This is a genomic window from Campylobacter sp. 2018MI34, from assembly GCF_016598975.1.
Lineage (GTDB): Bacteria > Campylobacterota > Campylobacteria > Campylobacterales > Campylobacteraceae > Campylobacter_D.
This window is the reverse complement of sequence record NZ_JAENKS010000002.1, coordinates 13,814-37,099: the sequence shown is the minus strand read 5'-3', so window position 1 is coordinate 37,099 and position 23,286 is coordinate 13,814. Positions and strand designations below refer to the sequence as shown.

Genomic DNA, 23,286 nt, shown 5'->3' with positions numbered 1-23,286 from the left:
AATAGTAAAATTATTTTTTAATATAATTTGTATAAGTATAAATCTAAAAATTTACAAAATTGTAAATGAAAACTTGAGTATAAAAATTTATAAAACTTGATTGACTAAGACTAAAGTTTATGATATAATCTTAATAAAAATAATAAAAAAGTTTATTTTATAGTTTTAAATATTAAGGAAAATTATGAATAGTTTATATGAAACTTTAGGCGTATCAAAAAATGCAAGTAGTGATGAAATAAAAAAAGCTTATCGTCGCTTAGCAAGAAAATACCATCCTGACATAAATAAAGAAAAAGGCGCTGAAGAAAAATTCAAAGAAATTAACGCCGCATATGAAATTCTAAGCGATGACAAAAAAAGAGCACAATATGATCAATATGGAGATAGTATATTTGGCGGACAAAGTTTTCAAGATTTTTCACGTAATAGTAGTGGATTTGATATTAATGATATAATTAATGACCTTTTTGCAAGAAGTCAAGGGGGTGGGTTTAAAGGATTTAACTCACAAGGATTTGGAAGTAATTTTAGTGGATTTGGAGATTTTGAAGAGGATTTAGATGCTAATACCAATATTGAAATTCCATTTGAAATTGGTATTTTAGGGGGTGAATATAGTTTTAACTACAATGGAGAAAATATTAAAATCAAAATTCCCCATGGAATAAAAGATGGAGAAAAATTAAGAGCTAAAGGAAAAGGTAGAAAAAAAGGTTTAAAAGTTGGAGATCTAATTATTAAAGTAAAAATTCAAAAAAGCCCTATTTATGAAAGAGATGACGATGATCTTACAAGAAAATTTGATATTAGTCTTAAAACAGCTTTATTTGGAGGGAAAGTTAGCATACAAACCCCGAAAAAAGAGGTGAATTTTAGTATTCCTCCTAATTCTAAAAATGGTCAAAAAATTCGTCTTAAGGGTTATGGAGTGCAAAATAGAAAAACAAAAATTTATGGAGATATGTATTTAATTTTAAATATTATTTTGCCTAACACTGATGATTTAGATCAAAATTTACTTACACTTTTAAAAGAAAAATTAAAGGATTAACATGGAACACAACTATGATGAACCAGTCTATTTAATAAGCGTTGTTGCCAAAGTTCTTAGCATACACCCTCAAACTTTAAGACAATACGAAAGAGAAGGTTTGGTTGAGCCTAGCAGAACAGATGGAAAAATTAGACTTTATTCTCAAAGAGATATTGATCGTATTAAACTCATATTAAGACTCACAAGAGATATGGGCATTAATTTAGCAGGAGTTGATGTTATTTTAAAACTTAAAAATCAAATTCAAGAATTTGAAAGTTTAATCAACGAACTGCGTTTAGAATTAAGCAAAAAAGAAAATGGAGGTAAATCAAAAGCTGTTATAAAACACCAAAGTAGCTTTGATTTGATTTTCTATGAGAAAAAATAATGGAAAATTTTTTACAAATTTTTTTAATTGCTGCTTCTAGTGTCATTGTTTTAAATGTAATTTTCAAAAAATTTGAAATTCCTACAATAATAGCTTATATTGTTACTGGAATAATTATTAGCCAAATTTATCATTTTAATGGAAATCACGAATTAACTGATATTGCTGAATTTGGTATTGTTTTTTTAATGTTCACTATAGGTCTTGAATTTTCTTTTAAACATCTTCTAGCAATGAAACAAGAAGTATTTTTAAATGGTAGTTTGCAAATGCTTACTTGTGGGCTTATTTGTAGTTTTATAGTTATATTACTTTTAGGACTTAAAAATGAAACAGCAATGATTGTAGGCTTTACCCTTGCCCTTTCATCTACGGCTATTGTTTTAAAAATTTTAAATGATAATGCAGACATTAATGAAGCTTATGGAAAAAAAGCACTTGGAATTTTGCTTTTTCAAGATATAGCTGTAATTCCTCTACTTTTAATTGTTGAAATTTTTTCTTCACAAAATACCAATGTATCTCAACTAGTATTAACTATTTTTATTAGTGCTATCATTTTACTTGCCCTACTTTACTTAATAAGTAAATATTTAGTTGATAGAATTTTTCGTTTTGTTATATATACTTCTTCTCAAGAAACTTTTATAGTAACTATACTTTTTATGGTAATTGGAGCAAGTTTTTTAGCGAATAATTTTGGTTTTTCTTATTCACTTGGTGCTTTTATAGCAGGAGTTCTTATAGCAGAAACTAAATACAAACATAAAATTGAAGCAGATTTGATCCCTTTTAGAGATTTGCTCTTAGGGTTATTCTTTATAACAATGGGAATGCAAATTCAATTTAATGTTGTCTTTGAAAACTGGTTTATTATATTATGTCTTACCTTTTTAGTTCTAGTCTTTAAATTTATAATTGTTTTTGGTTTTTTATTTTTATACACCAAAAAAAGTGTAGCCCTAAAAACTGCTTTTAGTATTTGTCAAATAGGAGAATTTGCTTTAGCAATTTTTTCACTTTTACAAGCTAAAGAAATGCTTGATCTTAAAATTGGCCAAATTCTCATTGTAACTTCTATTATAACTATGATACTAACACCTTTTATTTTAAATAATATAAGAAAAATTACAAATATAGTAGAAGATATAACTTTAACTCCTAATTTAAATCACAATATTCAAGATCAAACGATTCTTAAAAACCATTTAGTAATTTTTGGATATGGAAATTTAGGACAAGAAGTTGTGCAAAAAATAAAACGAACCGGTATTCCTTATATAGTTTTAGAAAATGATCTTAATTTAGTAGAACTTGGTCTAAGCCGTGGAGAAAATGTTTATTTTGCAAATGTAGCTCAAAAAGAGACTTTAAAAATTGCCAATATAGAAGAATGTGCTGTTGTAATCATTACTTTTAGTAATGAAAATAAATTAGCTATGCTTTGCCAAATTTTATCAGGTTTTTCAAAACCTATTGATATTATTATTCATATCAATGGAAATTTAGAAAAATTTCTTTTCTCAAATATCGATAAAAACATACACATTGTTAAATCAGAAAAAGTTTTAGCTAGAAATTTAGTTCAACAAGCTGTAGAATGTCGTATTCAAAAAAATATTTAAAGGATAATTTTGACCAAAAATGAAGAAAAAAAAATAAGAATTAAATATATAAGAAATTTAGAAAAATTTTTTAATGAAGCAAGTCTTTCTTTAAAAAAAGAAAATTTTGATTTAGAAAAATTTAGAGAAAAAGTTTTAAAAAATGCCCAAATTCTTAAAAAAGATCCTTTTGTTTTTATTAGTTCAAACTATATTAAGAACTTAGAAAATTTTGCTAATACCTGTTTAAATTTTTCTATGGAACAAAACGATCTTTTAAAACAAGTTCATTTTATAGAAAAACTTAAAAAAAACCAAAATTACAAGAAAGATAAATATAAAAATTATTTAAAGGAGTATATGTGATTAATGTTATTTTTGATATGGATGGAACTTTAATTGATAGTGCAAATGCTATAAGTGCTGCGGTAAATGAAATTAGAAAAGATCTAAATTTAAGTCCTCTTCCTAAAGAAACTATTTATCAAATTATTAATACACCAGGAATTAATTGGAGTAAAGAACTTTATAATATTGATGATGTAAATCATCCTAATTTTAAAGAAGGTTTTGAAAAATATTTTCTAAAACACTATGATCAAAGTGCGAATTTATACGAAGGAGTTTATGAAATTTTAGAATTTTTAAAAAATAAATCTTGTTATTTAGCCATTGCAACAAATGCTCCTCAAGGCTCTTTAACTGATATTTTAAAAAAACATAATATTATTAATTTCTTTAGTAAAATTTTAGGAGTAAGTGCAGGAATCAGTCCAAAACCAGATCCCATGATGTTAAATCTTATAAAAGCAGAAGCACCTTTTTCAACTAGCATTTTTATAGGTGATAGCTTAAAGGATAAAGAATGTGCCAAAAATGCCAATGTTATTTATTTTAATGCAAAATGGTATGCAAAAGAAATTTTAAAAGATGAATTTAGTAATGCTTTAGAATTAAAAGCTTTATTAGAAAATTATTTATAAGTTTTTCAAATAAAAAAAGATAAAATTAAAATTAAATTTATAAAGAGTTGGCAATGAGTAAAAATTTATTGATAGAAATCGGAGTTGAAGAATTACCCGCTTTACCCTTACTAAAAGAACTTCCAAACATAGAAAAAAAATGGAATGAAGTTTTAAAAAATTATAAATTAGAAAGTGAATTTAAATTTTATTATACCCCAAGAAGATTAGTGTTTTTTCATCAAAATTTCAAAGAAAAACAAGAAAATTCTTTTGTAGAATTTATAGGAGCTCCTAAAAATATAGCTTATAAAGATGGCAAGTTAAGCAATGCTGGACTTAGCTTTTTACAAAAAGCAGGTATAAATGAAGAAGAACTTGAATTTAAAGAGCTTAAAGGAAAAGAGGTTTTATATTATAAAAAATACATCCAAGGGAAAACAAGTCAAGAAATTTTACCTTTAATGATAGAAAATTTTTTAAAAAGCCTTAATTTTGGCAAAAGTATGAGGTGGGGAGCTCATACTTTTGAATTTATTAGAGCCATAAGATCTATAGCTTGTCTTTTAGATGATGAAGTGCTTGAATTTGAACTTTATGGAGTTAAAAGCTCAAATAAAACTTTTATCCATAGAAGTATTAGTTATGATTTGTTAAGCTTTAACAATATACAAGCTTATTTTCAAATTTTAGAAGAAAATTATATTATTTTAGATCCCAAAAAAAGAAAAGAAAAAATTCTTAATGAATTTAAAGCTTTAGAACAAAAACATTTTATCAATATTGCACAAGATGATGAGTTACTTGATGAAATTATTGCTATTACTGAATATCCTAGTGCTTTATTAGGAAACTTTGATAAAAATTATCTTGAAATTCCTAAAGAAGTTATTATCACTTCAATGAGAGAAAATCAACGTTATTTTGCTGTTTTTAAAGATGAAAAACTAAGCAATCATTTTATAGTCGTAAGCAATTCAGTTTGTAAAGACTACACGCAAATTATAGAAGGCAATGAAAGAGTTCTGCGTGCAAGATTAAGCGATGCTATGTTCTTTTGGAAAAATGATTTAAAAACTGGTTTAAATCCAGATAAACTCTCACATATTACTTATCTTGAAAATTTGGGTTCAATGAAAGATAAATGCTTAAGAGAAGAGTATATAGCAGAAATTCTATGTCAAATTTATAATAATTTAAATATTAAAGATATCAAAACAGCTATACAATATTCAAAAGCTGATCTTAATTCGCAAATGGTTTATGAATTTACAAATTTACAGGGCATTATGGGGTCTTATTATGCTAAAGCTATGGGATTTAATGAAGCAATTTGCTTAGCTATCAAAGAACAATATTTACCTGATGGAGAAAATTCTAAACTTCCAAGCAATGAATTTTCTAGTATAGTATCTTTAGCTAATAAACTCGATACACTTTTAGGACTTTTCTCCATAGGAAAACTTCCAAGCGGAAGTAAAGATCCTTATGCATTAAGACGTGCAGCGAGTGGAGTTTTAAAAATTATTTTAAATACAAAAAAAGATTTAAATCTTGATATGCTATTTTCAAAAATTAGCAAAAATTACAAAGAATTTAATATACAAATTTTAAAAGATTTTATTTTTGAAAGACTCTATACTTTTTATGAGGTTAATGCCTCTTTTATTAAAGCAGTATTAAGTTCTAAAAATACTAATATTATTTATATTAATAATGCTATTAAAGCTTTAATAAAACTTAGTCAAAAAGAAAATTTTAATGAAAACTTTAGCACTTTTAAACGTCTTGCTAATATAGCTTCAAAGCCAAAGTATCCGTTAGAAAAAACACTTTTTACGCAAGAAGAAGAAATGAAGCTTTATGAAGCATTTTTAAATACCTTGAACTTTAATGATATAGAAGAAAAATTGACTAGTTTGTTTGCTTTAAAACCTTTTATTGATAACTTTTTTGATAAAGTAATGATTAATGTTGATGATGAAAAGATAAAAAATAATCGCCAAGCGCTTATATATCAAATTTATAATGAATTTTTAAAAATTGCAGATATCAAAGAAGTGAGTTTATGAAAAAAATATTTATTTTTTTATTTTTTTTACAATTTCTTTTTGCAGAAGAAAATATTAATCTCATTAAAGGACAAGCTTTATTTTTAGAATTTGATAAAAAAGATTTACAACAAATTACACTAAATGATAAAAAAATTAATTTTTTCATCCATCCAAATGATAAAAATAAAGTTGTGATAATATTTTCACTCCCTTATAAAAATCCAACTAAAAAAAATATTATTAAAGCAATTTATACTAATAAAGAACAAATATACACTATAAATTCTTTAGAGGGTAGTTATAAAAAAGAATTTCTACAAGTTGCACCAAATAAAGTTTTTCCTTCTAAAGAAAAACAAAAACAAATTGCTAATGAATTTAAAGAAGCTTCTTTAATTTATGCTAATTACACTCCAAATACCTTTATAAGTGCAAATTTTCAAAAACCTCTTGATTCTTTTATTACAAGCTCTTTTGGTAAAGCAAGAATTTTTAACGATAAATTAGCCTCTTATCATAGCGGTACTGATTTTAGAGCAAAAATTGGAACACAAATAAAAGCTGCAAATTCAGGTATAGTCAAACTTGCTAAAAACCGCTACTATGCTGGAAATTCTATAATTATTGATCACGGATATGGAATATATTCTCAATATTATCATCTTTCAAAAATTTTAGTGAAAACTGGAGATAAGATTAAAAAAGGACAAATTATAGGATTAAGTGGAGATAGCGGAAGAGTAAGTGGACCTCATTTACATTTTGGTATTATTGTTAATCAAAAACAAGTTGATCCTATTGATTTTATTGAAAAATATAACGCTTTATTAAACAATGAAAAAATTTAGTGAATTTTTTGAAAATTGGCTACATCAAAACTACTACAAAAAAGCTACTAAAATAGGCAAAGAGGGAGATTTCTTTACTGCTGTTAGTGTAGGAAATCTTTTTGGGACTTTAATTGCTCAGCATTTTCTAGATTTAATTGATAAAAAAATTTTAACTCCTCCTTTGCAGGTTGTAGAGATAGGAGCAAATGAAGGGTATTTAAGTAAAGATTTTTTAAGCGCCTTACTTGAATTTAGACCAGAGCTTTTTAAAGAAATAGAATTTTATATTGTAGAACCACATTTAAGATTACAAACTTTACAAAAACAAACTTTACAAAATATAGACTTTCATCATAAAAATTCCTTAAAAGAATGCAATTTTGAAAATGCTTTTATTTTTTGCAATGAACTTTTTGATAGTTTCTCTTGTGAATTAATCAATGAAGATAAAATGGCCTTTATTAAGGATTATAAAATTTATTTTTCAAATATAGATAGCTATACCAAATCAAAATGTCAAGAATTGAAACTTTCAAAGGGGGAATTAAGTTTTGCTTTAGAAGACTTTTTTGAAGATTTAAATAAAGCTTGTAAAAAGTTTATTCTTGCTAGCTTTGATTATGGAACATTAAATCCAAATTCTTTAAGTCTAAGAATCTATCAAAATCATAAAATTTTTAATCCTTTTACAAGTAATTTGCAAGATTTTTTTGGCAAAAGCGATCTTACTTATGATGTTAATTTTACTCATTTACAACAACTTTGTAATTTTTATAATTTTAAAATTCTTTCCTTTGAAAAACAAAAAGAAGCTTTATTGCACTTTGGTTTTGAAAAATTATTAAAATACACTCGAAATAAAAGTATTAAAAGTTATGAAAATTTTTTACAACAAGCTAAATACCTTTTTTTCAATTTTAATGATAAATTTCACTTTTTTGAATTTCAAAAAACTTGAATAACAATATAATTAAAAAATGGAGGAATACTATGCTTTTAGGGGTAAATATTGATCATATAGCTGTTTTAAGAGAAGCTAGAAAAGTAAATGATCCAAATCTTTTAGAAGCAGCTTTATTTGCTTGTCATTTTTGCGATCAAATTACTATTCACGTAAGAGAAGATAGACGCCACACTAATGAAAAAGATTTAAAAGATTTAATCAAACATTGTAAAAATCCTATTAATTTAGAATGTGCTTTAAATAATGAAATTCTTGATCTTGCTTGTACTTTAAAACCAAAACGCGTTACCTTAGTTCCAGAAAAAAGAGAAGAACTCACCACAGAAGGTGGGCTTTGTTTGGATCATAAAAATTTAATTTCTAGTATAAAAAAATTAAAACAAGCAGATATTGAAATTTCTTTATTTATAGATCCTAATTTAAAAAATATCCAAAAAGCTTTTTCATTAAAAGTTGATTTTATAGAACTTCACACAGGATTATATGCTAATTTATACAATGCAATTTTTAGCAATATTTTAAAAACTCCATATAAAATTAAAGAACTTGATTTAAACCCTAAAATTTTAGAGCAAAAATTAAAAGAAGAATTAAATGCTATTTCTCTTTGTGCTTTAAAGGCAAAAGAACTAAGCTTAAAAGTTGCTGCAGGGCACGGACTTAATTATAAAAATGTTCAAGAAATAGTAAAAATTAAAGCTATAGACGAATTAAATATAGGTCAAAGTATTATTGCAAGATCTGTTTTTGTAGGTCTTAAAGAAGCTATTTTAGAAATGAAGGCTTTAATGAATGGATAAATTAGCTATAAGCATAGGTGATATTAATGGAATTTCTTGCGAAATTCTAATTAAAGCTCATCCTATCATTTCAAAAATTTGCACACCTTATTATTTTATCCACCCTAATTTACTTTCCCAAGCTTTAAAAATTTTAAATTTAACCCTTGATAATTATAATTTAGTTATTTTTGAAAAAAATGATAAGGAAGATTTTTTTCTTCAAGAAGAAAATAAACATTATAAAATTTTTTGCTTCAAAAGCAAACTTTACACAAAAGTTGATTCAAATTTCGATATTAATATTGGAAAAATTGATACTAAAAGCGGACTTTACTCTTTTTTAAGTTTTCAAGCAGCTAATAATTTTGTAAAAGCAAAATATGCAAAAGCCTTAATTACCCTTCCTATTCATAAAAAAGCTTGGCAACTTGCACATATACCTTTTAGAGGACATACAGAAGCTTTAAGATCTTTTTATAAAAAAGAAGCTATTATGATGCTTGGATGCTCTAAACTTTTTGTAGGGCTTTTTAGCGATCATATTCCTTTAAAAGAAGTAAGTAAAAAAATTCAATTTATTCCTTTGGTTAAATTTTTTATTAATTTTTATGAACAAACACATTTTAAAAAAATTGGGGTTTTAGGATTTAATCCACACGCTGGTGATTATGGTGTTATAGGTGGAAAAGAAGAAGAGTTTATCAAAAAAGCTATTGAATTTAGCAATGCTTATTTAAGCTTTTTAAAGACTAGTACTAAACAAAAAAATGCTTTTTTAAAAAAATTTAATATTACAGAAAAAACTCTATTGCAAAATGCTTTAAAAAATAAAGTTTTAAAAGAAGAATTGCTTCAATTTAATACCCATTCTTTTTATCTTCCAGAAGTTTTAGTAGCTGATACAGCTTTTACTAAAAATTCTTTAAAATCTTGCAATAGACTTATAGCTATGTATCACGATTTAGCTCTTGCTCCACTTAAAGCTTTATACTTTGAACAAAGTATTAATATAAGTTTAAATTTGCCTATCATACGCACTAGTGTTGATCACGGCACTGCTTTTGATATAGCTTATAAAAATAAAGCAAAAACTAAAAGTTATGAAGAAGCAATTAAATTTGCTCTATACTTAAATCATATACAAAAAGACAAAAATGCAAAATTATAAGAAAGCTATTTTTGCCCTTGCTTTAAGTGCTTTTTGTATGGGTGTTACTGAATTTGTTATGGCTGGAGTTTTAGTTGATGTTCAAAATTATTTTAATATTGATGCAAAAAGTGCGGGCTATCTTACAACGCTTTATGCACTAGGGGTAGTAATTGGTGCTCCTTTAATTAGTATAATTTTGAGTTTTTATAAAAGACATATGCAACTTTTAATTAATATAGCTATTTTTGCTTTTGCTAATTTAATTATTTTCTTTAGTACAAATTTTTATTTGAGTGCCTTTGCGAGATTTATAGCAGGAACTCAACATGGGGTATTTTTTGTTATTGCTACATTAGCTATAAGTGCAATAGCTCCAGAAAATAAAAAAAGCCAAGCTATTGCTATTATGGTTAGCGGATTAACTATAGCTTTAGTAAGCGGAGTTCCACTTGGAACTTTTATTAGTCATTATTTTGGATTTAAATTTATCTTTTTGTTAATTTTTATAATTAGTATTTTAGCATTTATAGGAATTTTACAAATGATGCCTAAAAATCTTAATCCAAACCAAATGAGTTTTAAAAATCTTATCCCCGCTTTTTCTCACGCAAATTTGATAAAAACCTATATTATTACTATTTGCACTTGTGGGGCTCAATTTATTCTTTATACTTACTTACAAAAACTTTTATTAGAAAAAAGTGGTTTTGAAATTCAAGATAGTGCTTATATTTTACTTTTATATGGAATTTGTGCAATTTTAGGAAATTTATGGGGAGGAAAAATAGTTAGTCAAATCGGATCAATTCGCTCTTTAAGAATTATATTAAGCATTCAAATTATTATATTTTTAAGTGTATTTTTTACAATGAATTCTAAAATTTTAATTGTTTTAAATATAGCTTTGATTGGTTTTTTTGCATTCTCAAGTATTAGTGCCTTAAAGATTTTAAGCATTATTAAGGCCAAAAGGCATACCTTTAAAACTATTGATAGCTCAGTAAGTGTTAATGAAGCTGCTTTTAATGTTGGTATTGCTTTAGCATCTTTTATTGGAGGACTTGTTTTAAGCTATCTTGGGATAGAATTTAATGCATTATTTTGTGCTTTATTTGTTTTGCCAGCACTAATTTTAAGTCTTTTTTTTGCTAAAGATAAATTTTCTTTTAACCAAATTAAAAGAAAAAAATAATATGGAATAATATTTGCTTGAATTCTATAAATCAATTAAAGGATAAGTCATGATTATAAATCCAAACCAAAATAATTCCATATTTTTTAGCAAGGTTAAAGAAAAAAATTTCTCAAGTGACGAATTTCAGGCAAGCATAAACGAAATAAAAAATAAAGAAAAAGATGATGCTAAAGAAGAAAAAGAAGTATTACAAAATCAAGATATTGATCTTTCTAGTGTTAAAAATAACTTCGGTGTTTATGCATGGCAAAAAATGAGAGAAGATCAATACAAAAAGAATGAAGAAACTATTTTAAATAAACTCTTTGCAGCTATTGATCAAGCAAATCAAGCTAAATAATAGCTTGATTATACATTTTTAAATAAATTTTCCAAATTTTTAAATGCTTCTGTTGGGTTTTCATTATTTTTAGAATCAAGAACATTAAGTTCTATCTCACAAGAACTTAACATAGAAACAAGACGAATATTAATTCCATTTCTCCCTATAGCTTTACTTTTTTGATCATTATTTAAACTTACAATAGCTTTTTTATCCTTAATTTTAACAGAGCTAATAATAGCAGGTGCTAAAGCCCTTGCTATTAAAATTTCAATTTCATTTGAAAATTCTACACAATCGATATTTTCATTATGAAGCTCTTTGCTTACCGCATTGATTCTCACACCCTTAACACCAACAGTAGCTCCCACTGGATCAATATTGCTCATATTTGTTGTTAAAACAACTTTTGCTCTCTCTCCTGGAATTCTTGCGCAATTTTGTATACTAACATAACCATCTTTAATCTCTGGAACTTCAGCTTCAAGCAAACGTTCTAAAAATTTAGGACTTGTTCTAGAAAGTTCTATTTTAATACCTTTATCAATATAGACACGGCGAATAACTGCTTTAACAACGTCCCCTATTTTAAATTTTTCTCCTTTGATGCGATTTTTTCTTGGTAAAAAAGCTCTTAATTCATCAATTTCTATATAAGTATTTTCTTCACTATCTATACGCACAACACTACCAAAAACTATTTGACCTGCTTTATTTTTATATTTTTCAAAAATAGTTTGTTCTAAAAGTTTTTGGATATGATATTCAAGTTCTTTATGTAAAATATTAACTGCTGTTCTTCCTAAATTTTCTAAAGAGCACTCATAAGTAAGCTCATCTCCAACCTCAACTTCTCCAGCTTCTTTTCTAGCTTTACTTAGAGCAATAAAACTTTCATTATTTTCGCTTAATCTCTCATCATTATCTGCTATAATGGTAATTTTTTGATAAAGTTTTAAACTTTTTTTATCAACAAAAAAATCATATTCTTGACCATAAATTTTTTTAGCTGTGTTAATTAATGCAATAATTACTTTATCTTTAACACTTTCTAAATCTAAATTTTTTTCATTAGCAATAGATTCTATAATATCTGTAATTTTTTCCATTTCTATATTGCCTTTTTTGGGAAATTTTCATTAATTTGCTTAAAGAAGATAAAAATTATATCTTTAATAAGTTTAATTAAAAGTAAAATTGATATAATAATAAATTTAAAAGAAGTTAAGGAAAAACTATGGAAATAAAATTAGCAAGAAATTCAATCAACGAAAAACCAAAAAATATCACTTTAGAAAAAATTGAAGAAGCAGTTATAAAAGAAGGGCAAAAATTTTTTTACTTTGATAAAGATAATTCCCATAAACAGTTAATTTCTCTTGTAGAATATTTTGAAAAAAAGGGTTTTAGTGTTTATCATAGAACCATTAAATACGGACTTGATGAATCAGATTTTATGTATGAGGTGCATATTCTTTGAGTGAAAAAAAATTATTTATCCAAACTTTAGGTTGTGCTATGAATGTAAGAGATTCAGAACATATAATTGCTGAACTCTCTCACAAAGAAAACTATACCTTAACTGAGAATATTGAAGAAGCAGACCTTATACTCATTAATACCTGCTCTGTAAGAGAAAAACCTGTTCATAAGTTGTTTTCTGAAATTGGAGCCTTTGAAAAAGTTAAAAAAAATGGTGCCAAAATAGGCGTTTGTGGTTGCACTGCTTCTCATTTAGGAAATGAAATTTTTAAAAGAGCTCCTTATGTTGATTTTGTTTTAGGGGCAAGAAATATTTCAAAAATCACAAAAGCTATTAAAACTCCTAAATTTATAGGAATAGATATTGATTATGATGAGAGTGAATTTACTTTTGCTGATTTTCGAAATAGTCCTTATAAAACTTATATTAACATTTCCATAGGTTGTGATAAACATTGCACTTATTGTATAGTTCCTTACACACGCGGGGATGAAATTTCAATTCCATTTGATATTATTTTTAAAGAAACTTTAAAAGCGGTTCAAAAAGGAGCAAAAGAAGTATTTTTACTTGGACAAAATGTAAATAATTATGGTAAAAAATTTCGCAATAATCATAAAAAAATGGATTTTTCAGATCTCTTAGAAGAACTTAGTTCTATTGAAGGTTTAGAGCGCATTCGCTTTACTAGCCCTCACCCTTTGCATATGGATGATAAATTTTTACAAGTTTTTGCCAAAAATTCTAAAATTTGCAAGTCTATTCATATGCCATTACAAAGTGGCTCTGATAATGTTTTAAAAGCTATGAAAAGAGGATATAATAAAGAATGGTATTTAAATAGAGCGTTTAAAATTAGAGAACTTTGTCCTGATGTTAGTATATCAACAGATATTATTGTAGCATTTCCAGGTGAAAGTGATAAAGATTTTGAAGAAACTATGGATGTTTTAGAGCAAGTTCGTTTTGAGCAACTTTTTTCTTTTAAATATTCTAAAAGACCTCTTACTAAAGCTGCTTCTATGCCAAATCAAATTCCTGAAGATATTGCCTCTTTAAGACTTACGACTTTGCAAAATAGACACAATGAAATTTTAGATGAAATTGTCCTTAAACAAAAAGGTAAGCAAATGGAAGTTTTATTTGAAGAATTAAGAACCAACGGAGCTGTTGCTGGTAGAACTGATAATAATTTTTTAGTCCAAATTCAAGGAAGTGAAGAATTTTTAGGAAAATTAAAACGCGTCAAAATTACAGATGCTAAACGTATGGTGCTTTATGGGGAAATTGTTTAAAGATATTTTTTTAACTAGAATAATATTTTTATTGCAATGGTTAATTTTTCTAACTTGCTCCAAAGAATATAAAGGGGAAAAAGTAGATGAAAATCCTTATGTTATTTTATTTTGGCACGGACGCTTAGCATTAATGCCTTTTGCTTTTAGACATTTTAAATTTAAAGATAAAAAAGCTTATGTGATGATTTCTTTGCACAGAGATGGAGAAAAAATTGCAAAAATTATTTCATTTTATGGTCTTCATTCTATAAGAGGTAGCACTTTTAAAGGTGCTAGAACAGCATTAAAATCGGCCTTTAAAGTTTTAGATCAAAAAGACGATATAGTAATTACTCCTGATGGACCAAGAGGGCCTTTTCATAGTATTTCAGATGGAGCTATTTTAATTGCACAGAAAAAAAATGTTAAAATTAGAATTTTAAATTATGAAACAAATCGTTTTTGGAAATTTTCAAGTTGGGATCAAATGATTTTACCAAAACCTTTTAGCAAAATCATTTATAGACTTTCTGATCCTTTAGATATTTCTAATTTATCAAAAAATCAAGCAAAAGATTTTTTAAAAAAAGAATTTGAAAAAATATACAATATGGATAGTTTCAAGGTTAGTTAATGTTTTTTTTAAAAAAATATCTTCCTCAGCTTTTTATCGCTATTCTTTTAAAAGAAGATAAACAAATTTTAAAAGCAAAAATTTATAGAAATAAAAATTTAATTAATACTCAAGAAAAAACTTTTGATGATGAAAAAAAACTTCTAGAATACATCAAAACACTAAGTAAAAAATATTTTATATATTATGTGGGTTTATTTTTAAACAATCAAGAACAAGGATTAATTCCAAGTTTAGATAGTAATCTTGATAAATTTAATGTAGGCAAAATGAGCATAAAATGTCTGCCTATGAATAATGCACAAATTTATATTGCTACAGAACATATAGAATATTTTAATGAACTTTTTGAAGAATATAGTGGGATTGATTTTTTGTATTCTCCTTTTGCTTTGTTGTATTATCATATTACAAATAGGAATTTAAATTTAGAGAAAACAACTTTATATATACATAATTATGATAACTTTTTAACTTTAATGATTTGCAAAGGAAAAGACATTTTGTTTGGAGAATATAAAGTTTTTGAAAAAAGCTTCATTCAAACTAACTTTCAAAATCAATCGAATTCTCTAAATGAAGAATTATTTTCTAAAGACGATCAAGAAATCAACATACAAGAAAAATATGATTCTTTAGAAAATGAAAATAAAGAAGATATACCACAAAATGATCATCTTGATTTTAAAGAATTAAATAATTTTGGTCACGATATGGAAATTTGCAATTATATCTTTTCAAGTATCCAAAAATTTTATAATGATGATAAATATTCCAATAGCTTTATTGATGAGCTTATATTTTTTAGTGATGAAGAATTTTCTCTTACTGCTTTTGAGGTAATAGAAAATGAAATCTTTTTAGAGCCAAAATTTGAAAAAATTAATACCCTAGATTGGATGATAACTTTAATGCAAGAGGAAATAAACTTTTATGAAATATAGTTTTATACAACCAAGAAAGAAACCTATTTGGACGCTTTTTGATAAAACATGGTTTGCTTTATTTATATTTGGAATTTTATTTATTTTATTTATTTATTTTATTTATTTATTTAAAGTAAGTTTTACTTATAGCTCCATAGAAGACAAAAAACAAGAAATGGTATTAAAAGAAAAGCAAATTTCAAAAAATGAAGATTTATATAAAATTTTACTCAATCAAAGTTATATGGCAAATAATTTTTATGCACAAAATCTATATACTAAAGAAAGCCTTAAAAACATTTTAGATATGGTTATTCAAACAAATGCAATTACTTTAGATAGTTTAGAGCAAAATAAATACTCGTTAAAGCTTTCAGGCGTTACTCCGACAAAAGAAATGTTTATTTTACTTTTAGAAACCCCTTTGAAAAGTGTTTTTGATGAAAGTCATACAAATTATTATAAACTTAATAATGGTTGGTATCGTTTTATTAGTATTAATACAAAAATAGGAAATAATAATGAAAGATAAAAGTTTTGAAGAAATAAATATTTTAAAACTTCTTGTCTATTCTCTTAGTTTTATAACAATATGCACTGGATTAATTTTATTTTTACTTTTGCCCATACTTAAAGAATATAAAGAAATTATTATAAAAGAAAGTATTCAAAATTCACAACTTCTCTCAACCAATAAAGAACTTAAAGCAAGCGAAGATAAATTAAATCTTTTGCGCAAAGAAAATCATACAAGCTTAGAACAATTTAAACATCAATTTGATATCCAAAACTTTACAAATTTTGTAAAAAATTATTTTCAAAATGTGGAAATAAAATCTTTAGACATCAATCAATCAACTCCTTACCTAAAAAATCATTTATTAATACAAGCAAATATTAAAAATCCCAGAGTTTTATATAACTTCATTGATAATTTAAAACAATATAAAAATTTAATTCAAATTGATTATCCTCTTATATTAAAAGCAGAAGATAAAGATATAGCAGTAAGTTTTCCTATTAAAATTTATTATATTGATTCTAAAAAATAAATTGATTAAATAATTTTTATATAAAAGTTAAATTCTAATTTGTAAATTCTTAATCTACTATAATTATTTCAAAATAGTTTAAAATTTAAACTCAAGATAAAAATAATCTTTATTTTTAAATTTATAATAAAATTTAGATTTTTTATTATATTTTAACTTCAAAATAAATTTTAGAACTTTTTAATATCTTTATTAGTAAAATTTTTTAATTGTTCGCAACAAACGCAAATTCAAACTTTGAAATTCCAAAATTTAATTATTTTAATTCTTATAGGTTTTTATTTTTTATTAGTAAATTTTTGTTTTTTAAACGAGAAGTTCTAATAAAATTTATAAGATCTTCTGTAGTTTTAATATGATAAGGAAGTTTACTAAGGCAATATTTAAAAATTTCAGCTGCAGCTAAAGCATCATTTAAGGCTCTATGATGAATATTTTGTATACCTAAAATCTCTTTAAGAGCTTCAAGTTTATATTTTGGACTTTCAATACAACATTGTGCAAATTCTATAGTGCAAATTCGTCGATTAAGCAAAATTCCAAGATTATGATTATTTAAAGCTTTAGAAATAAAACTATAATCGAAACGAACATTATGTGCTACAAAAATACTATCTTTTAAAAAAGATCTAAATTGTTTTAAAACAATATCAAGATTAGGGGCACTTCTTACCATATCCAAATCAATACCAGTTAATTCAGTGATTTTATCAGGAATTTCATCAACTTTTATCAAAGAACAAAAACGATCAATTTCTTTAAAATTTTGAATCTTAACAGCACCAATTTCTAAAATCTCCCCATTTTTAATACCGCCTGTACTTTCTATATCAACAATGCAAAATATTTCTTCTTTAAAATTTCTAATTCTTGAATTTAAAGTAAGCGTATTATCTTTATTTAGGTTAAATGAAATACCCATAAACTCTAAAAGTTTTAAATCTAAATTTAAATGCTTTAACTCATCAATCATAGAAAATTCATTAATAACCCACTCATAAGATTTACTTTGTTTAATAAGTTTATTAATAATTAAATCGATTTGTTGTAAATTCAAAATTCAAGCTTTAATGATTTAATAGCACTTGCATAATCATTAGAAGAAAAAATATGATTTCCTGCAACCAATATATCAGCCCCACAAGCTTCTAAATCACTAGCATTTAAACCATTTATACCTCCATCTACCTCTATAAAAACTTTTGCATTTTTTTTATCAATCATTTCTCTTAATTCTTTAATTTTTTCATATATTAATGGCAAAAATTGTTGTCCTCCAAATCCTGGATTAACACTCATTAAAAGTACTATATCAACAAATTCTAATATGTGTTTGATAGAATCTACGGGTGTATGTGGATTTAAAACAATACCAGGATGAATTCCTTGAGATCTTATATATTCACAAAGTCTTATAGGATGATTTTCTGCTTCAAGGTGAAAAGTAAGAAATTTAGGCTTTAAAGGGATAAAAAGATTTACAAATTTACTTACATCATTTACCATTAAATGGATATCTAAAGGAATTTTCGTAATACTTGAAATCCTTTCTATTACACAAGGGCCGAATGTTAAATTTGGAACAAAATGTCCATCCATTACATCAATATGCAAAAGATCAGCTCCTGCTTTTTCTATTGCCTTAATCTCTTCTTCAAGTTTTAAAAAGTTAGCAGATAATATACTAGGGGCTACATACATTTCTAACCTCATTTTTACATTAATATAAATAATTTAATTTAGAAAAATTTTATCTTTTATAAATTAAAAAAATATAAATAATTTGAATTTTTAAGTTTATTTAGATACAATTTCATTTTTACTAGAAAAATACAGCTAAAATAAATCTCAAGCTTAAGGAAAAACTAATGTCAAGAATTTGTCAAGTTACGGGTAAAAGACCTATGGTCGGTAATAATGTTAGTCACGCTAATAATAAAACAAAAAGAAGATTTTTACCAAATCTTAGAACAGTTCGTATAACTCTAGAAGATGGTACAACAAAAAGAATAAGAATTGCAGCTTCTACTTTAAGAACTCTTAAAAAACAAAACTCTAAATAATATTAAGGAAACAAATTCCTTAATATCTTCATTTTTATTATAAATAAATTTTATATTTTTTTAAGTCTAAGTCTCCTTTTTATAAGATATAATATTAATTAAGCTTATTTTAGAAAAATAAAGGAAAACCATGCTACATGAATTCAGGGACTTAATATCATCATTAAAAGGTAAAGATGCTCACTTTGATAAACTTTTCGATCAACACAATCAATTAGATGAAAAAATTAAAAATGCTGAGAATGGAACTATTTTTTTAAATGATATGGAAATTTCAAAACTTAAAAAAGAAAAATTAATACTTAAAGATCAGCTCAACGAATATCTTTCAAATTACCAAAAGGAGTTATAATGTTTAGTTCAAAAAATAATCAAAATGATCTCAAATTTCTTGAAGAAGAAGTTAAAATCTATAAAGAAAAAATAAAACATCTAGAAAATGAGAATTTAAATCTTAAGACAAAAGTTAGCTCTCTTGAACAAGAAAGTTTAGAATCAAAACTTAAAACAGATCTTTTGAAAATTTTATTAGAAGGAGTTCTTAAAAATATTAGTATTGTTCAAAATAATATGCTAGATAATGTTAATAAAGCTGAAATTATTTCACAATATTCTCAAAACTCACTTAGCAAAATGGATGAACTTGATCATATTACTCATTCTATAACCTCTTCTTTAGAAGAAATTATAGAATCAGCAAATAAATCTCGCAATACTGCTGGAACTCTTCATAGAAGTGTTGATGAAATTACTAATGTTATCAATTTAATTAAAGATGTTTCAGATCAAACAAACCTTTTGGCATTAAATGCAGCAATAGAAGCTGCACGTGCTGGAGAATATGGACGTGGTTTTGCTGTTGTGGCAGATGAAGTTAGAAAACTTGCCGAAAAAACACAAAAAGCTACTGCTGAAGTTGAAATGAATATAAATTTATTAAAACAAAACGCAAATGAAATGTATTCACAAAGTGAACAAGTAGAAAAAGTTTCCACTGATTCTAATTCTTATATACAAAATTTTTCAAGTAAATTTAGCGAATTAATTCAAGAATCTAATTTAACAAATGCTAATGCAAAAGACATAACTTCTGAAGCTTTTATTTCTTTAGCCAAACTAGATCATGTTGCTTTTAAACTTAATGGTTATAAAGAAATTTTTGAAAAAACAGGAAATCAACTTGCAGATCACACCTCATGTCGCTTAGGAAAATGGTTGGCAAGTACAGGAAAAGAAAGATTTGGTCATAGTAAAATATTCTCAAAAATTAATGAACCTCATCAAAAAGTTCATGAAAATATGAATTCTGCAATCAATATAGCTCACTCTGAAGACTCATCAGCACAGATAGTACAAAATAGAATTACAGAAAAATGTCAAAATGCAGAAAATGCTTCTTTAGAACTTTTCGATATTTTCGAAGAAATGCTCAAAGAAACAAGCTTATCTTATCAAAAAAATTAATTTAGCTTAAATTTTTAAGCTAAATTATATATTTTAGCTTTTTTCTTCATAAACCAAAAATAAGAATAATCAAGCAAAGAATTACGAATGGTATCTTTCAAAAAATCATCAAAATCTAAAACTTTTACATAAACAGCTTCAATCTCCTCTGCATCTATGCCTCCACCTTGACCTAATTTATCTTTTTGACTCACTTCTGCAAAATAAAGATTTTGCTTACTAACCCCAGATCCAAAGCCTGAATAAAACTCATTAATCTTTTCTAATTTTTTAGGGCAAAAACCAAGCTCTTCTATACATTCTTCTTTAGCAATATCTTCTAAGCTTAAATCTTTATCAACTAATCCAGAGCAAAGTTCTATGGTATATCCTAAATTTTTATTTTCTTTATATTCTTTTGAATTCATTTGATAATACCAAAGCGGAATTCTAAATTGTTTAACAAAAATAAAACTTTGCAAATCTATATGATACAATAAAATAGACACGCTATCCTTAGCACAAATAAAATCCCAAGAATACTTTTTGCCTTTATGTTCATAAGTGTATCTTTTAGGTTTTATATAAGGTGAAGAAATAAATTTTTCTTCTTTAAGTGTTTTTAAATTCATAATATTCCTTTAAAAACTTTTATTAAGCTATGAATTTATAATAAATCATTATAAATTCAAATTATTTAATTTTTTATAAATTTAAAAATCATATTTATAGCTTACCCAAAAACTCCTACCTTCGGTGTAATCTTGATATCGATTTGCATATCCTCCTGGCAATCCACTTGTTGTATAACTTGTAATACCTGGATCAAAAAAGTTTTTATCAAAGAGATTTTGTATAGAAAAATTAAGGGTACTATTTTTATTAACTTTATAATTTAATCCAATATCAACTATATAAAAAGGTTTGTATTTTTTCCAAGGTAAAGGCGTAGTATTTCCTCCTTTTGGTTTGCTAATAGTATCAAGTCTTGCTCTAGTTTTTATATAAGTATTAAATTTATCTTTTTTATAATTTAATTTTATCATAGCTATATGTCTTGGTAAATTCTCTATCCTATCACCGCCATAAATATTTTTTTTACCATCTTTATAACGATTATCCATAAAAGTATAAGTAGAATTAACACTAAAGCCATTATAAGATTTGGTATTAAAAGCAAATTCTATACCTTTTGTTCTAGTTTTTCCTAAATTTATAGGTCTTATACATGTGCCGTTGCTACAATCTATACCATCTAAAATTCCATCTAAATATTCATTAGAAATTTGATTTTCAAAGTCTGTTATAAAAGCAGTTATAGAATAATGCGCAAAATTAAACACTCTAAAATCTATACCTAATTCATAGTTTATGCTTTCTTCTGGTTTTAAATTAGGATTTCCAAAAGAAGCAGTTCCATTGCTATAATTATAATATCCATTTGTAAGTTGTTTTGCTGCAGGAGTTTTATAACCTTTTGCCACTCCACCTTTTAAAGTTGTATTGTCATTTAAGTTATAAACTAAATAAATTCTTGGGGTAAATTGCGAATCAAATAAATCACTATAAATATATCTTAATCCTGTTGTAAATATAAGATTATTAGTAATAAAATATTCATTTTCTGCATATAAAGCAGCTAATGTTTGATCTAAATTTTTTCCCTTAATTTCACTTCCAGCAGATGAAGAATCATTTTTAAGCATTTCATAATCTAATCTTGCCCCAAAACTTGTAACAAAATTCCCATATTTGTCAAAATTAAATGGTGCAACCGCTTTACTTTCTCCTACAAAAATTTGACTATGCAAATCTATATCTTTAGTACTTCCATATTGAAAATAAGAATTAGTTGAAAACGAATCATATGTTCCATCATGATTTAAAACTATATTATCTTTAAATAATCTTCTTTCACTTTTTATTGCTCTACCACTTGTTGAATTTACACCTATTTCATTAATATAACGCTCTAAATCTAAATATACATCATTATTATCATTAATATTTAAATTAAATCTAGTTCCAAAACCTAAGGTAGAAAAAGCTCCTGGAGAATGACTAGCAATTTGATAGTTAGATGGTTTTTCAGATGATCCTTGATATACTGGAGTAGGCCATTTTAAATCAGAATCCTTCTTATCATAATACTTTAATCTAGCAGAAACTGAAAATTTATTATCAATAATTGGCGTTGCTACATAAAGATTTAATCCTCCTGCGTTGCCGTATTTTTTAGGATGATTTTGTAAAAGCGTATTAAATTCAATAGATGCTTCTGTTTTATCAGGATTTTTTTTAGTGATAATATTTATAACACCTCCAACAGCATCACTTCCATAAAGCGTTGATGCAGGACCTCTTATAACTTCTATGCGCTCAATCATTGATAAAGGGGGTAAATATCCTGATTCACTCCCTCCAAAACCATTATCATAAAAACCATTTGCAACACTTTGCCTTTTTCCATCAATTAGTATAAGGGTATATGTGGAACCAAAACCACGTATACTAAAATCATAAGTTCCTGTTTTATTCATAGTTACATCAACACCTGGAATATCAGCAATGGCTTCACCTATATCTTTGACAGGTTTTTGATTTAATTCTTCTTTTGTAATTACAGATATAGATGCAGGTGCATCTACTATACTCTGTTCAAATCCACTTGCACTTATAACAGCTTCATCAAGTCTATATCCTTCTTGTGCAAATACAAAAGAATTTAAAAATAAAGAAAAATATAATAATTTCTTTTTTGTAAATTTTTGATATTTTAATTTCCTGTTCAAAATATTTCCTTTAAAATAAAATTGATATTAAATATCAATTTTGAATTATAGGAGAACTAACTTAAAATTATTTTAATAATAAATAAATATTTAATTTATTTAATAAATAAAATAAAAATTCAAATAAAATTAGATAAAAATAGATTTATGAAGTTATTTTTATAATTGGTAAAATAATAGAGATTTTTGATTTCTCAGCAGCGAGAAAAACTACTCATTTTAATAAAATTATTTTTAAGAAATTTATTTTTTCAAACTAAATAACTTCTTTTTGATGTTATGATAGCAATACCTATTAGATTTAACAATATAAAGTGTGAAGTCCA

Annotated in this window: 26 protein-coding genes and 1 pseudogene; 22 read left to right on the top strand and 5 right to left on the bottom strand. The window is 25.4% G+C overall.

The window, feature by feature from the left end; translation table 11 throughout:
- The first annotated feature begins 184 nt into the window (after positions 1 to 184).
- The 12 genes from JG676_RS01140 to JG676_RS01085 are packed head-to-tail and all read left to right on the top strand — an operon-like array spanning position 185 to position 11,308.
- The gene (locus JG676_RS01140; RefSeq protein WP_200169366.1) at positions 185 to 1,054 is read left to right on the top strand and encodes a DnaJ C-terminal domain-containing protein; all 870 of its coding nucleotides are present in this window, start codon (positions 185 to 187) and stop codon (positions 1,052 to 1,054) included.
- A 1-nt stretch (position 1,055) separates the two neighbouring features.
- Positions 1,056 to 1,427 carry a heat shock protein transcriptional repressor HspR gene (locus JG676_RS01135; protein ID WP_200169365.1) on the top strand — a complete coding sequence of 124 codons (372 nt, stop codon included), beginning with the start codon at positions 1,056 to 1,058 and terminating at the stop codon, positions 1,425 to 1,427.
- A complete protein-coding gene (locus tag JG676_RS01130; protein ID WP_200217073.1) occupies positions 1,427 to 3,052 on the top strand; it encodes a cation:proton antiporter in 1,626 nt (541 codons plus the stop codon). The genes JG676_RS01135 and JG676_RS01130 overlap by 1 nt, the downstream gene beginning before the upstream one ends.
- A 9-nt stretch (positions 3,053 to 3,061) precedes the next feature.
- Entirely contained in the window at positions 3,062 to 3,397 is a 336-nt protein-coding gene (locus tag JG676_RS01125; RefSeq protein WP_200169363.1) for a hypothetical protein, read from the top strand.
- A complete protein-coding gene (locus JG676_RS01120) occupies positions 3,394 to 4,014 on the top strand; it encodes an HAD family hydrolase (protein WP_200217072.1) in 621 nt (206 codons plus the stop codon). Before JG676_RS01125 ends, JG676_RS01120 begins: the two co-directional genes overlap by 4 nt.
- A 53-nt stretch (positions 4,015 to 4,067) precedes the next feature.
- Positions 4,068 to 6,065, top strand: a complete 1,998-nt coding sequence (glyS, locus tag JG676_RS01115) for a glycine--tRNA ligase subunit beta (protein ID WP_200217071.1) — start codon at positions 4,068 to 4,070, stop codon at positions 6,063 to 6,065.
- Positions 6,062 to 6,895 (top strand): M23 family metallopeptidase, encoded by an 834-nt coding sequence (locus JG676_RS01110; protein ID WP_200217070.1) that lies wholly within the window; start codon positions 6,062 to 6,064, stop codon positions 6,893 to 6,895. Before glyS ends, JG676_RS01110 begins: the two co-directional genes overlap by 4 nt.
- A complete protein-coding gene (locus tag JG676_RS01105; RefSeq protein ID WP_200217069.1) occupies positions 6,882 to 7,835 on the top strand; it encodes an SAM-dependent methyltransferase in 954 nt (317 codons plus the stop codon). The genes JG676_RS01110 and JG676_RS01105 overlap by 14 nt, the downstream gene beginning before the upstream one ends.
- Positions 7,836 to 7,867: 32 nt before the next feature.
- Positions 7,868 to 8,641 (top strand): pyridoxine 5'-phosphate synthase, encoded by a 774-nt coding sequence (locus JG676_RS01100; RefSeq protein ID WP_200217068.1) that lies wholly within the window; start codon positions 7,868 to 7,870, stop codon positions 8,639 to 8,641.
- Complete coding sequence (gene pdxA / locus JG676_RS01095; protein ID WP_200217067.1) at positions 8,634 to 9,791, top strand: 4-hydroxythreonine-4-phosphate dehydrogenase; 1,158 nt, start codon at positions 8,634 to 8,636, stop codon at positions 9,789 to 9,791. The genes JG676_RS01100 and pdxA overlap by 8 nt, the downstream gene beginning before the upstream one ends.
- Complete coding sequence (locus JG676_RS01090; protein ID WP_200217066.1) at positions 9,778 to 10,965, top strand: MFS transporter; 1,188 nt, start codon at positions 9,778 to 9,780, stop codon at positions 10,963 to 10,965. The genes pdxA and JG676_RS01090 overlap by 14 nt, the downstream gene beginning before the upstream one ends.
- A 49-nt stretch (positions 10,966 to 11,014) precedes the next feature.
- Positions 11,015 to 11,308 (top strand): hypothetical protein, encoded by a 294-nt coding sequence (locus JG676_RS01085; protein WP_200217065.1) that lies wholly within the window; start codon positions 11,015 to 11,017, stop codon positions 11,306 to 11,308.
- Positions 11,309 to 11,316: 8 nt separating this feature from the next.
- On the opposite strand, the gene nusA is transcribed toward JG676_RS01085, so the two are convergent.
- A complete protein-coding gene (gene nusA / locus JG676_RS01080; protein WP_200217064.1) occupies positions 11,317 to 12,399 on the bottom strand; it encodes a transcription termination factor NusA in 1,083 nt (360 codons plus the stop codon).
- A gap of 128 nt (positions 12,400 to 12,527) precedes the next feature.
- Between nusA and JG676_RS01075 the strand changes: the two genes are divergently transcribed.
- The 6 genes from JG676_RS01075 to JG676_RS01050 are packed head-to-tail and all read left to right on the top strand — an operon-like array spanning position 12,528 to position 16,662.
- Positions 12,528 to 12,770, top strand: a complete 243-nt coding sequence (locus JG676_RS01075) for an HP0268 family nuclease (protein ID WP_200169353.1) — start codon at positions 12,528 to 12,530, stop codon at positions 12,768 to 12,770.
- Positions 12,767 to 14,068: a tRNA (N6-isopentenyl adenosine(37)-C2)-methylthiotransferase MiaB gene (miaB, locus tag JG676_RS01070; RefSeq protein WP_200169352.1), complete on the top strand. Its 1,302-nt coding sequence runs from the start codon at positions 12,767 to 12,769 to the stop codon at positions 14,066 to 14,068. Before JG676_RS01075 ends, miaB begins: the two co-directional genes overlap by 4 nt.
- A complete protein-coding gene (locus tag JG676_RS01065) occupies positions 14,052 to 14,684 on the top strand; it encodes a lysophospholipid acyltransferase family protein (protein ID WP_200169351.1) in 633 nt (210 codons plus the stop codon). The genes miaB and JG676_RS01065 overlap by 17 nt, the downstream gene beginning before the upstream one ends.
- Positions 14,684 to 15,628 carry a clan AA aspartic protease gene (locus JG676_RS01060; protein ID WP_200217063.1) on the top strand — a complete coding sequence of 315 codons (945 nt, stop codon included), beginning with the start codon at positions 14,684 to 14,686 and terminating at the stop codon, positions 15,626 to 15,628. The genes JG676_RS01065 and JG676_RS01060 overlap by 1 nt, the downstream gene beginning before the upstream one ends.
- Complete coding sequence (locus JG676_RS01055) at positions 15,618 to 16,142, top strand: hypothetical protein (protein ID WP_200217062.1); 525 nt, start codon at positions 15,618 to 15,620, stop codon at positions 16,140 to 16,142. Before JG676_RS01060 ends, JG676_RS01055 begins: the two co-directional genes overlap by 11 nt.
- Entirely contained in the window at positions 16,132 to 16,662 is a 531-nt protein-coding gene (locus JG676_RS01050) for a hypothetical protein (RefSeq protein WP_200217061.1), read from the top strand. Before JG676_RS01055 ends, JG676_RS01050 begins: the two co-directional genes overlap by 11 nt.
- Before the next feature lie 268 nt (positions 16,663 to 16,930).
- Here JG676_RS01050 and JG676_RS01045 read toward each other — a convergent pair whose 3' ends face one another.
- Both JG676_RS01045 and rpe read right to left on the bottom strand, forming a co-directional pair.
- The gene (locus tag JG676_RS01045) at positions 16,931 to 17,719 is read right to left on the bottom strand and encodes a 3'-5' exonuclease (protein WP_200169347.1); all 789 of its coding nucleotides are present in this window, start codon (positions 17,717 to 17,719) and stop codon (positions 16,931 to 16,933) included.
- Entirely contained in the window at positions 17,716 to 18,363 is a 648-nt protein-coding gene (gene rpe / locus JG676_RS01040) for a ribulose-phosphate 3-epimerase (RefSeq protein ID WP_200217060.1), read from the bottom strand. The genes JG676_RS01045 and rpe overlap by 4 nt, the downstream gene beginning before the upstream one ends.
- Positions 18,364 to 18,530: 167 nt before the next feature.
- Here rpe and rpmB point away from each other — a divergent pair, with 167 nt between their 5' ends.
- The 4 genes and pseudogenes from rpmB to JG676_RS09170 all read left to right on the top strand — a co-directional run bounded on the left by rpmB (position 18,531) and on the right by JG676_RS09170 (position 20,189).
- A complete protein-coding gene (gene rpmB / locus JG676_RS01035) occupies positions 18,531 to 18,725 on the top strand; it encodes a 50S ribosomal protein L28 (protein ID WP_200169345.1) in 195 nt (64 codons plus the stop codon).
- 130 nt (positions 18,726 to 18,855) lie between these two features.
- Positions 18,856 to 19,077, top strand: a complete 222-nt coding sequence (locus JG676_RS01030) for a YdcH family protein (protein ID WP_200169344.1) — start codon at positions 18,856 to 18,858, stop codon at positions 19,075 to 19,077.
- Positions 19,078 to 19,487: 410 nt separating this feature from the next.
- Positions 19,488 to 19,754: pseudogene (locus JG676_RS09175) on the top strand (methyl-accepting chemotaxis protein); the annotation flags it as partial.
- Positions 19,737 to 20,189 carry a CZB domain-containing protein gene (locus JG676_RS09170; RefSeq protein WP_373563784.1) on the top strand — a complete coding sequence of 151 codons (453 nt, stop codon included), beginning with the start codon at positions 19,737 to 19,739 and terminating at the stop codon, positions 20,187 to 20,189. The pseudogene JG676_RS09175 and the gene JG676_RS09170, both read left to right, overlap by 18 nt.
- Positions 20,190 to 20,203: 14 nt before the next feature.
- Here JG676_RS09170 and JG676_RS01020 read toward each other — a convergent pair whose 3' ends face one another.
- Together JG676_RS01020 and JG676_RS01015 are read right to left on the bottom strand one after the other, a co-directional pair.
- Positions 20,204 to 20,800, bottom strand: a complete 597-nt coding sequence (locus tag JG676_RS01020; RefSeq protein ID WP_200169342.1) for an NUDIX hydrolase — start codon at positions 20,798 to 20,800, stop codon at positions 20,204 to 20,206.
- 81 nt (positions 20,801 to 20,881) lie between these two features.
- Complete coding sequence (locus JG676_RS01015; protein WP_200217059.1) at positions 20,882 to 22,960, bottom strand: TonB-dependent receptor domain-containing protein; 2,079 nt, start codon at positions 22,958 to 22,960, stop codon at positions 20,882 to 20,884.
- Positions 22,961 to 23,286 lie beyond the last annotated feature (326 nt).